Origin of the sequence: Moritella sp. 28 (assembly GCF_018219435.1) — a bacterium.
GTDB lineage: Bacteria > Pseudomonadota > Gammaproteobacteria > Enterobacterales > Moritellaceae > Moritella.
Genome location: NZ_CP056121.1, coordinates 2731608 through 2743897, shown reverse-complemented (window position 1 = coordinate 2743897; position 12290 = coordinate 2731608). Strand labels below are relative to the sequence as shown.

Sequence of the window (12290 nt, the reverse complement as noted above, 5' to 3'; positions counted from 1 at the left end):
AGATTAAATGGACTTATCTTCATGAATGGAATCACGATGCAAAGCCCTCTATCGATAGATAGGAGGGTTAACTATGCGGTATGCAATTAAACAACTGAATGAGTTGACCCCCGCGGACTTGGGCGCGCTGATGATGCCTAGAGCTGGCGCGCGTATTATTCGTCGCCAGTCAAAGGCGTTTACACGCGACAATATTGCGATGTTGGCTAAATATCGTAAATCGGTTGGGCACTCACGGCCTAATTTGGACGCGCTAGAGTTGATCGCAACACGCATAGAAAGGGGTAAGTTGGTCTTAATACGTATACCTGCGCCCGTCGTATCAAGTGTGGTGTCACCAAGCGGTAATGTAAACCATCTGCTCCCTGCAATTTTGAGTTGCAAGGTGCACGAGTTAGCAGAACGCATATTGATAGAAGATATTGAACACCATGTAAACAATGAAAATAGCGTCAAACAATCGGGTGGTCACACGGGTCAAACCGCGGTTGTTACTGCGAGTACAGCTAGTCCTGCGCCTACTGCAAGTCGGACTATCGCGAGTGCGGCTGCTACACCAATTAAAGAACAAATTCAACTAACGTATCACTACGATGATGGCCAACCTATTGAGGATATTCCGTACGTAGTTAACCATGCGGGCGTTGTCCACGAAGGAGTGCTGAATGCTGGTAGTGCGCTTATCTCTGATGTTGACCCTGGCTCATATTCGGTTGAATATAAAGCGGTTGATGAAAATGAGATTGTTGCATTAAGAAAAGAACTAAAAACTAATTTAGACGGGATGATTGCAGAAGTAAAAGCAAAAGCAAAAATCCAAGAAGCATTAATAGAGAAAGAAAGTTATGTGATGCAGGGGCTTATTTATTCTGGTGCATTTTTCACTGGTTTATATGAAAGTGGCAGCAGCATTGCCAGTGGACTTGTAGACGCAGTTGAATCAGGGGCTGAATTTGTGTTCGACGTTGGCGCGGCTTGTTGGCGATTGCTTACGCTTTTAGGTACGGGTGATTTAGCTGGTTTGCGCCGCGAGTTTGAAGAAATAGCCAAGCAGGGCGGCGAAACGTTTGATGCTATAAAAGATTGCTTTAAAACGCTTTATATTATTGCAATGGACGGTGAGTCAAGATCAATGCTGGCTGATTTTCCTGAGGCTTACTTTGATGCCCATTCAAGTGTTGAGAAAAAAAGGCTAGTCGGAAAACTCGCTTTTGAGGTTCTTTTTACAATTGCGACGTTTGGCGCGGGAGCGGCTGTATCTGCAATCGCGAAATCAAAATATTTTGTCAAAGCGGGTCAAGCACTGCAAGATATTACGAAGCACATCAAGTTAGAAAAACTGAATCATAAGCGCGATGGTACAACTAATGATGATGTGCTCGATGCAGCAGAGCGGATAGATGATGAGTTGGTGCTCGTCGCACCGTTACCCTATGAAGTTAAGGAAGGGGTCAATGCTTTCGATGGTTCTCCAGTTATTTTTAAACGGCAACATAAAGATGGAGAGCAGGGAGAATCTAGGCCTGATAGTTACACCTTGATGCCAGATGGTAAACCTATGGGGGCTACGGAAGGAGCTATGCCTTCTAGGTTTGAAGGTATTAAAAAACTTCCGCCGGAAGTAAGTACAAAAGTGCAAGAAGGTTGGCCAAATATTACCGATAATAAAGACTTTGAAAATTTCACTGATCTTGAGGCGGTAAAACTGAAAAAAGGCACAACCATCTATCGGATTATTGATGAAGGAACATTAGAGGCTAAGCATCAGGTATCAGGGGGGGACTGGGCATTTGAACTACCAGAATCTAAGACTCAATGGCGTAAAGAATATGCTGTGAAAGACTCTTGGAATGATAATGGGCATTATATAAAACATACTCTTGGAGAGGATTTGAAAGTTTGGACTGGAGGCGTAGCTGGACAATCTTATAAAAAGGTGGACGGTAAAGAATTTTACTTAAAAGGTGATAATACGCAGATTTTTGTAGAGCCGGGTTTAATCAAAGATGAACAGATAAAACCAACATTAACGAATTGGAAGGATGCAATATAATGAATAAAACAGCAAAAAAAGAATTATTAACACGAAAATTAACCAGTGTTGAATATATGACTGAGTATGTTGAATACTTTAATCAAATGGTAGATTCGTTGCTTATGGGTATGGGGGCGTTTCAGCAATTACAGAAACAAAATCCACACGTTGATGCTCATAATTTTTCTGCGTGGGAGAGCCGAGGATTACCCAATTTGAAAGGTGACAGGGCGTATGCTATTGATGCATTAAAAAAGGCAAAAGCAGGTGACCCGAGCTACTTAAGTAGCTCGGCAGGAAATTTACGTGGTATTTCTAAAGATGTAGATAACATAGGTGGTTTTGGTGAATGGTGGCAACATATAGACAAAAAGTATGAAAATGATTTTCGCCGCAAATTAAACAGGACACAAACTATAGGAAGTAATATATATTGGACAATTAGAGACAGCTGGAATAATGATGAGATTTTAGATGAGGACATCACAGGTGTTATTGATGAAGCTGATTTACTTAAATATTTAAAACCGAATGAAAAGTTGGATGATATTTCATAAACGTATATTTAAGTGATAACTAACTATGTCTAAAATTCAAATGTCTTTTGAAGAAGCTCGTAATAAAAATAACATTGGATTAATTTTACCTGAATTTTTGTCATCCATATTTTATGTCGTTGGTATTGATGACGAAAAATTATTCAATTTTGAAATTACCAAATCACCAGATAAGAAAGAGATGTGTGTAACAGTATCTGAAGACCCTGAGTTAGTTAGTTTTGATCAATGGAGTATGAAAAGTATTGGTGGCCGTGAATTATTAAAAGCAGCGCCTAAAAATTCGGGGATACTTTTAACCTATCATGCTGGTGGAGACTATATTTCAAGAAAACAGATTGACTGGTTTCTAGAACTTATAGATTAGACTTCCGAGTTTTGTAATTGCTTGTGAATATAATTAGCTAATTATAAGAGGCTTATATTCGCCAACAGCTTAAGTGATGTATTTAAGGTTAATGATGATCCCACTTCGCACTATTAAGTTAAAAAGAAATTAAAGACTTAGTGAATTTACCGGATGGCGTTGAATATCTAGTTACGACCGATGATACTTTAAATTATCCTGGAAGGTTTTGCTTGTTTTATAAACAAAATGATTTTTTAACAATAGTCGAACATAGGAAGGTGAAGTTTAAAAATAAACCTGAATATCTTTCATTATATCAATTTGATGCGCCACTTGAAATCTTACCTTGGTTTGTTGATAAATTTGATTTTTTCTTGAAACCTGCGTCGCAAGGGGGATTACCCGCCGGGAAAATAGCCACTGAGAAAGAACTTGTTGGTGGCGAATATATATTATTAATCAGCGCGATGGATGCTGGTAATGCGAGAGGGTGGGTATTCAATTGATAACTTAAGTGGATATAAATATAACCGTTGAAGGCATGGAGAGCAGTCAATATTAATTTCTCGCAGTTACATGTTTCAAGGTGGTTTTCTTGATACATGGAAAGTGTTAGCGACTAAATATACAAATGGCACATTATAAACAAATGAATAAAACAGCAAAAAAAGAATTATTAACACGAAAATTAACCAGTGTTGAATATATGACTGAGTATGTTGAATACTTTAATCAAATGGTAGATTCGTTGCTTATGGGTATGGGGGCGTTTCAGCAATTACAGAAACAAAATCCACACGTTGATGCTCATAATTTTTCTGCGTGGGAGAGCCGAGGATTACCCAATTTGAAAGGTGACAGGGCGTATGCTATTGATGCATTAAAAAAGGCAAAAGCAGGTGACCCGAGCTACTTAAGTAGCTCGGCAGGAAATTTACGTGGTATTTCTAAAGATGTAGATAACATAGGTGGTTTTGGTGAATGGTGGCAACATATAGACAAAAAGTATGAAGATGATTTTTTCTTTAAATTAAGAAAAGCAAAAAAAACTGGTCGAAATATAAATTATACAATTTGTGGCTATTGGGATGGTGACAAAATACTAAATGAGGAAATCACGGGTCATATTGATGAAGCTGATTTACTTAAATATTTAAAACCGAATGAAAAGTTGGATGATATTTCATAAAATAATATCTGCGATAGTTACACTGGGAATGATAAATTTGGCAGAGTTGATTAGCCTGCTTAAATGCCATCAATAACTAGTCTAAAGTATAGCAAAGGTACTAATTTAACTCGTTTTATTGGGATTTATTGCAAATCAAAGGTAATATAAGTACTTGAATATACCGTGGTAAGGGATGTAACCATGGACAGAATGCCCAAGCGCCTACGAGATGCCGATTTGAGTGTATATCTGAATGGTCGGGATATTTATATTTTTACTTAAGTTAAATGGATTTAGCTATGCAGTACAGACTTAAAAACATCGATGAACTTAAGGTGGCAGATCTTAAAACTGTCATGCTTCCTACTGCTGCTGTCCGTTTAATACAGGGTCAGTCAGAATTTGGAACAAGTCCAAATATTGTAAATATAAATTATTTTAATATTGGCACAAACAAAAATCCCGAAAGTCATAATCAAACCGATCAACTTTCTCGAAATATCGAAACAGGTAAGGTGGTTATCGTTCAGAGTAACCCTGTTGATAATGACTCTGTTCTATCATCGGTAGGACGATTAACAACGAATATTCCCGAAGCGCTAAGGTTAAAAATAAAAGAACTATTTGTGATTGTTAGGGCAAGTAGTGTGAATCGTACCATTCCATACGAGCTTATCTCTAAAAAAGCGGCGATCAGTAGCTTGGTTGCACAACAGCAAGTTCAGGCGCAAAATTCTGCTTCATCATCAAGTTCATCTAATACAGCAAATTCAAACGGCTCAAGTCAAACTACGTCTAATACGCCAAGCACCAGAAGAACAAATCCATACGCAGCTCAGACTCAACCGGTATTGTATTACGAAATCAATGTTGAACTTGCAGGGCAGTGGCCGAGGAACAGCGCTTCATTGTTTTTAGAAAAAACGAATCAACAAGATAAGGCCATCGCAAGGCCAAGAGCAGATCGTAATCTTGCTCACCGTAGTTTATCCCGTTTTAGAAACATAGATAATGAACCCCGCAATCTTTACTTAAATATTCCGGATAAAAACGGCTCAGCCCCTCTACAGTTATTACTGGCCGAAAATATTGCTCCTGTCGAAAAAGATACGGAGATGGATGAGTGGGACAATGTATTGGTGCCCGTCCGGCCGTTGGCTTATTTAGATGAAAGTAAAAGTAAAGCAAACGCTGCGGAATTAAAAGGCGGCTACTTATATCTGTTCTGGAAAGGCGAATTGTGGCGTGAATTAAAGGTAACTGAGCGTAGCTACTATCAAGACGTCAATCTTGAAAAATACCGAAGTCAGTCAGTAACACAAAGTTCAAGTAATAATGAATTAAGGCCTGCAGAGGGTAGCCCGCTGCCAGACTTGTGGATCCCTTATAAGTTAGATGGTCAGGTACAAACAGGTGCGACAGGCGTTAAATTACTCTTTTGGCCAACGCAGCTTACTGATGACCAAATTAACAATTATGAAGCAACGCCTGCTGATCTGGATATATATGCTACTGAGCTTGATGGGTTAAGTGCTTATTCACAATCGCAGGCCTTTTCTGATGATCAGCATGTTTCAGATATGCTTTCTAATTCTTTAATACCGGTAACTGATAATGATATGCCGTGGTTAGGTAATGCCACTTCGCTGTTTGGACGCTTGCAGAACGCTAATATCGCAACGGCTTATTTGGATGGGCAGAATAGGGGGATCCAAGTCTTACTCGATGTGGGACTTGAGATGGATGATGATACTAAGGTTCCGACATTACTCGCGCTTCTAACCCATGATGATAGTGATTGGGAGCAAGTTATAACACTCAATACTCGTCAGGATTCTGAGTGGTCAAATTGGCGAACTGCGTCTTTTAATGCGTTACCAGAATCTGGCGCATTCTCTCTCTATCTTATTAACCCTGACAGTAATAATGATTTTGAAGAAGTATTCAGAGCTGTCACTTATAAAGACCTAACTGACTTGAAGCCGCAAGAAGTGAAAAATGAAGATATTCAGAGCAGTGATGATGATCTCGATGACATTATCACTGATGACATGAAACAGGAATTTTCCAAATTAATAAGCTCGTGGGATTTATAGGGACGTAACATGAAACTCATAACAAAAATAATAGCGGTATTAGTTACGGTTATAACTCTGGTTATAGCAGGAAACTATTTAAACCAATATACAACGGCGAAAGGTGCTATTGCAGAAAAAAAAGCCTATATGGAAAAAGTATATTATATGGTTAAGCACCCCAAAAATGCTTGGACTATAAAGGTATCGCTTCCTGAGAGTCCTGACCGTATCCAGTGGGATGCTGAATATGAGATGCCACGTGTGATGTTTTTAGGGAAGAGAGTTGAAAGTGATAGAAGTAGTTCTTTATGGTCAATGAATATCGATGGATCTGATATTAAGTTAATGATATCAAATGATGAAGTTGTAAATATGCGAATGAGAGAGTTAATAGTATCTCCTGATGGTCGTTATCTGTTTGCCAACTCTGAATACCGTGGTTTTATGTTCAAATGTTATCTTTACGACCTAAAAGAACAGGTCGCGACTTACATTAGTGAAGATAAATGTACAGGTGTTCATTGGACTGATGATACCAATAACGCCATCGTTTATAATGGTTATGGCCCTGCAACATTTACAATGACAGAGAAAAAATTACAGAATGTAAATGAATTACTAGGTTATAGCGCGAGCAGTCGACATAAAGGTATTAACGCTGGCGCAGGTTCAATAATGAGTTTTGACCAGAAAAAATATATTCAGTATGCAACTGAAGATACAAATTATTTTCACGATGGTGTTGCTCACAGTGAGGGGGATTTTGTTACATATGATGCAAAGACATTTAAACTTATTGATAAACTTGATTATTACCCAAAAGGTTGCGACCATTTTATTTATTTCAGTATAGATAATTCGTTTTTTACCTGTAATAAAATTAAAAGCTGGGAAGGTGATATCGTGAGTTATACCGTCTTTGATGCGAAACCACCATTTAAAATACTGGGCGAGGCGCCAGCGTTGGGAGTGCTGCAGCCAAATACCTTATATACCGATTATGGTCATTTTGTTTATCGTAAAAAGAGACCCGATGAAAATTCTCCCATTAATCAGGTCAAATATTGGTATAAGTATAATAATCATTCAGCCCGAGATATTTTTTTCTATATATCGCCGAACTTAAGAGATGGGTACAACAACAGAGATTTCACATCATTTTACCCACCATTACCGACAGCAGCTCAAGTCTCAGAAGTTAAATTACGTATTCAGGAGGGCAGTTAGATGGCTAGTATACGACTCCCTGTAGGGGGGCTTTATCTGATGGGGCGATTGGCTAATCGTGAGGGTTTAGCCTGCAATAACAGTAAATATTTTCCAATACCTTACCAAACACTCGCAATACAAAAGCCGACTCAGACATCTTACGAAAATGGTGTTCGTACATTAGTACCTGACTCCCCAATAGCATTTACTGATAAAAATGGGCGGTTGAATTATTTCAGCAGCCCCGATAGTCAAAAGTCAGATAATTTATTACTTGGTACCCCTGTTTCAGTCTTGGGCAGTAAAAAAGCATTGTTCTTCCCGAGTTATTTAGTACCGATGGCACAAGCAAGCTATCAGGGAAAGTGGTTAACAAAGCTATATAAAAAGCTTGAATTGAATAGCTTGCAACAAAGTATTGTAGATGTTGAACCAAAAACCAGAACCCTAAAAATGGGCTCATTTCTCGATCCTGAAAACGCAGTACCTAATAATTTTGTTGCTGAGTATAAAAAATGGCACAGTAACACTTTTTCAAATATGCAAGATGGTTCTACGATTCAGATTATTGAAATACCGCAATACTATACAATCGTGCTTACCTTTTCGTCTAAGCAGTATGTCGATGCTGAAGTAACCATTTCTGATTTTCCCGCAGAAATTAAAATTGTTGGGGATTTAAGTGAGACAAGAACATCCGCCACTTCAGCCGTTCGAGACGTAATTTACACAGATGAAAATAATGATGAGCAAATATTCTACGCTGCCACATTCTGGATTGAAACAGAATTATTAGAAGTGCCGTTATCAGTCAAGCAACAATACTGTCGTTTTGATATCGATCTTACTGATATTGAGCCTGTAATCCTTGACGTTCTGGCTAACCACGGTATTCCTAAAAAGTACAGTTTATCAGAACAGGTTTTACATTTACCAATCCAAACTGCGGCAGGTCGAACAACACTCGTTAATGGTGATCCTATCAGTGTTGAAGAAGCACTGGTAAATCATGCCCCTCAATATTTTACAGCCATCCTCAACAAAACGCATGCGCAAACGGAGCAAGGGCCGAGTAATTTATCGATTGAGAAGAAGGATAAAACGTTATTCGATTCTACGTGGCACAACTTGCAAACTTACAAAGGATTTTTTGAAGCAAGCGCAGGGATGCTGGAAGGGGGAAAGAGCTGGTCTGTTATTAGTAAAACCTATAATGCTGCTTTTGGAATGTCGGGCAGTAATTCTGATGCCCCGAAACTTTTGTCAAATATTTTAGGAATATCAGGTTCTGCTTCAGGCTTTCTTGATCTTGCTAAAACATTCAAATCTCAACCGTCAGCATTAAAAGGCGCAGAAGCTCTGGCCAATATATTTAATATTGCCAAGTATCCTAGAGTTCAACAAATGGTTGATAATGTGACTGATGGGATGAGTGTACATTTGATACCTGACAGACTAAGGCCATTTGTTAGTCAACATAGAGCGAATGCAAATGCCATCGGAATATTTGCAGGAAAACTGACAGGTACACCATTAAGTGTTGCTGAGTTAGCTTATAACTTCCATACATCGCTAAAATTGTCGGATGATAATGTTAAGCAGAATGGTAAATTACTGAATATCACTCAGGATTATACTGGCTGTACCCAATCTACAGTTGAACAGATGTCACTCATGAGTAAATCAGAGTTTGAAGAGCATAAAAGTAAAGTAAGTGAAATAAGGGAAAAATTAAAAGATAAATTAGCTGCCTATACCAAAAGTGATAAAAATCGTGTTAGAACTGAAGTGGAGAAGATTGGTGATTTATCTGTACAGCTGATTAATGTTGGTTTTGATTTCAACAATGCAAAGTTAGAGATTAGTGAAGAAGGGCAAAGTGTGCTTGATGCCATTGCTAATAGCCTATTGCAACTCTCTGATCCCATTAATATTAAAATAATAGGCCATACCTGCTTTCTTGGTTCTGACGAATATAACATGGCACTATCACTACTCAGAGCTAAAGCACTTAAAGAAGCACTAATGGACAAATTAAAGGCATCTGAAAATGTCGATATTTGGGAGTCGCGGATTGAACCTATTGGCAGAGGTGAAAAAGACCCTTTAGTCGACAACAATAACCTGCAGGAAAGATACAAAAATCGTCGAGTAGAGGTTCAATTCCTTTTCAGTACAGCATTTCAATATCCTCCATGTCGCTCTGGAATTAGTGCAATAGAAAGTCAGCGTCGAGCAACTGTGGCATCGTCAGTTAAAGAAGACGCTGCATGGCTGAATACTGCATCTGGTGCTTTTGATATTGCACTTGGTATCGGCGCTGGGTTTTTAGGACCTATTGGTGTTTCTGCCTATGCATTATGGTGGTCCAATAACATGCTGCACACCGGGATGGATGTTCTTAACCAAGCTGTTAATAATAATTACGATCACTACGTTAATCTTAAAAAGTATTCAGAATTTGGCGTTGTCACACAAAGTATGCTGGTGAACAATGATCCAGATGAAAACAATGCATCCTTTATCAAAAAGGCCTATTTGAAACGGGCATTAGCGCTTAATGGGCTGTTCAGATTAATTCATCGTTACCATTATGAGCCAAAATTTAGAGCTAGCAACAAGTATAAAAGTCATAGTGATTCGGGATTGGTTTCTGAATTTCTCAAGGCTCCTGATGGCGGAGAACAACAGGTCTTTATTGATTATGATTTTGAAGGATATATCAAATATTTCCTACTAAATGATAGTTGGGAGATCGCTCACGATTACTTGCCAGTTTATCTTGATGAGGTTTGGTTACAAGAATTGAATAAAAAGGTAAAGAAAGATACCAAGGTAAATGACTTTGCTTCTATCCAAAGCTATCTCTCTGGTATGGTATACCTTAAAAATAAGTTGTTACAAAATGAGGCTAATGAAGAGCATTTACAAATGGCTCAACGTTTTCAATCTTTATTTCCAATACATTATTTAAGTAGTAAGAATTTTGACTATTTTAACAAACTCTTTGTTGATAATAAGTTGTCATTTGACGATGACATATTTGAAGAGATAGTTATATCTGTTCGTAAAAGAGGTAGTGAAAGCAAAAATGATTGGAAGCCATTAGATTCTTATCTTAAGACAAGTGATCACCATTCGTTATCACCTTTCGATCAGATCCGTATTTTAGTTGTTTTAGATCATAACGAAACAAATTTTGAGAAATTATTAAAACAAGATACTCCTTTGATGATCCCTGTATCGGCTCAACCAGTCAGAAGAAACATACTTTTTGATGATGTAGGTAATACATCGACAGAGTACGTTACTAAGCTGAAATTGAATGACCTATGTAATTTTGAACAAAAAAGTATTGAAGCTAGCAAGATAGACGTTGACAAGATTTATGGCGTTATTATACAGCCCAAGTTTATGCTTGGTGCCAATATAGTTCCGGGCACTCGCCCAATGGCCGATTATAATGATTCTACTTTAGAGTCATTATTTCTTGATGAAAAGCATGATGATAAAAAAGCAAAGCATAAAGGTGCAAGTGGTCATTTTGCAATGAATTATTATTATCAGTTATCTATTCCTGGTACAAAAATTAACACTAAGATTAGTTACGGTACTAGCACTTATAGAAAACATAAAAGGAAAAAGTTTAATTTCTCATTAACGCTGGATCCAGAGCGTAAATATCAGGTTAAGAAAAAATCGATTAATGGAACGACCGCGATAGAAGTTAAGGATGATCATTTGCTGTATGAAGAGAATTTTCTGAAACCAGAGAATGTCAATTCTATTACATGTCCGCAGGTATTTGATAATCCAAGAGTGGAGTTTTCATTGTATCAGGGAACAAAGCCTTTGAAACCAGTAGCTGGCAAAGAGGAGATTAAATTTGATTGGAATTCTGAAGCTGAAATTCTTGCTGTTATATATACTAAAAGCTTAGGTACAAAGCATTTAGTAGCACAGCATACCGATACTGATATTTTTCCTGTGAGTGTTAACTTATTATCAAAAAGTATGTGGGAAAAGTCAGATGACGAATATAACATTAACCTTGCACAAGCGAGTGGTATTCATCGAATAGGGACAATTAAAACTGAAAGTAATAAAACTTATTTTGAAATAACGTCAGTTGATGAAAATGAAAGGAATGAATATAAATGGTTGAAAGACAGCTTTTCAGTTAAAAATGAAAATATGCTTTCACGATTACAACAAAGAGAATCCGAAGGTGCTTTTGAAAGTCGAGAAGTTGTTGATACTGATGTTTTTGCAGTTAAGATCCCACTTAGCTATATCAACGCTGCGGGTAAAAAAGTTAAAGGGCTAAAACCAATGCCTTCACTCAAGCCATTTTTTGTATCTTACAATACTGGTGTTGCGAGCAACCCGAACGAAAGTAACAAGGTTGAACCTATATATTTGGCTTTAAGTTTATCGAGTAACAAGGGCGCAGGCTTAAAAAATAAAAAAAGTAACCGCATTATTATTGATAAGTCTGGGGACTTTGCTAACGGAAAAAATATCCCATCTAATTGGTTTTATCATACCGATGTAGATAGGGATAATGGATTAGCTACGATAAAAACGAATGCTGACGAAAATAAAAACCCCCATCAGAAAATTGCAGCTATTGGTAAGTTGAAGCATTCAAGTAGTTATGCTTTGAGTCATAGTAGGACTAAGCTAACCGATTGGATTAAGGCTGGTGAACACAACAATACAACATCGTTGTCGGTTGATAGGATAAGGATCTTAAAAGAGTGGATTAAGGGGGAGTAATTAACATTCAAGGAAAATTAGGGGGGGGGACGTTTAAGTATCGTCCTTAAACCCGCTTCTTTATGCGTAATGCCCTTTATCTATACTTAGACAATACGCAACCAACTGGAAA

General features: G+C 37.8%; 8 protein-coding genes. All 8 read left to right on the top strand.

The window, feature by feature from the left end; all coding sequences use genetic code 11:
• Nucleotides 1–73 precede the first annotated feature (73 nt).
• On the top strand, nucleotides 74–2053 hold the full coding sequence (locus HWV02_RS12230) for a hypothetical protein (protein ID WP_211687954.1): 1980 nt from the start codon (nucleotides 74–76) through the stop codon (nucleotides 2051–2053).
• Complete coding sequence (locus tag HWV02_RS12225) at nucleotides 2053–2592, top strand: hypothetical protein (RefSeq protein ID WP_211687952.1); 540 nt, start codon at nucleotides 2053–2055, stop codon at nucleotides 2590–2592. Before HWV02_RS12230 ends, HWV02_RS12225 begins: the two co-directional genes overlap by 1 nt.
• A gap of 25 nt (nucleotides 2593–2617) precedes the next feature.
• Nucleotides 2618–2959, top strand: a complete 342-nt coding sequence (locus HWV02_RS12220; RefSeq protein ID WP_211687950.1) for a hypothetical protein — start codon at nucleotides 2618–2620, stop codon at nucleotides 2957–2959.
• A gap of 260 nt (nucleotides 2960–3219) precedes the next feature.
• Entirely contained in the window at nucleotides 3220–3447 is a 228-nt protein-coding gene (locus HWV02_RS12215; protein WP_211687949.1) for a hypothetical protein, read from the top strand.
• Between the two features lie 143 nt (nucleotides 3448–3590).
• Entirely contained in the window at nucleotides 3591–4130 is a 540-nt protein-coding gene (locus HWV02_RS12210; protein ID WP_211687947.1) for a hypothetical protein, read from the top strand.
• Nucleotides 4131–4411: 281 nt separating this feature from the next.
• Nucleotides 4412–6208 carry a hypothetical protein gene (locus HWV02_RS12205; protein ID WP_211687945.1) on the top strand — a complete coding sequence of 599 codons (1797 nt, stop codon included), beginning with the start codon at nucleotides 4412–4414 and terminating at the stop codon, nucleotides 6206–6208.
• A gap of 9 nt (nucleotides 6209–6217) precedes the next feature.
• Complete coding sequence (locus HWV02_RS12200; protein ID WP_211687943.1) at nucleotides 6218–7417, top strand: hypothetical protein; 1200 nt, start codon at nucleotides 6218–6220, stop codon at nucleotides 7415–7417.
• Nucleotides 7418–12178 (top strand): OmpA family protein, encoded by a 4761-nt coding sequence (locus tag HWV02_RS12195; RefSeq protein WP_211687941.1) that lies wholly within the window; start codon nucleotides 7418–7420, stop codon nucleotides 12176–12178. It abuts the gene before it with no gap.
• Nucleotides 12179–12290 lie beyond the last annotated feature (112 nt).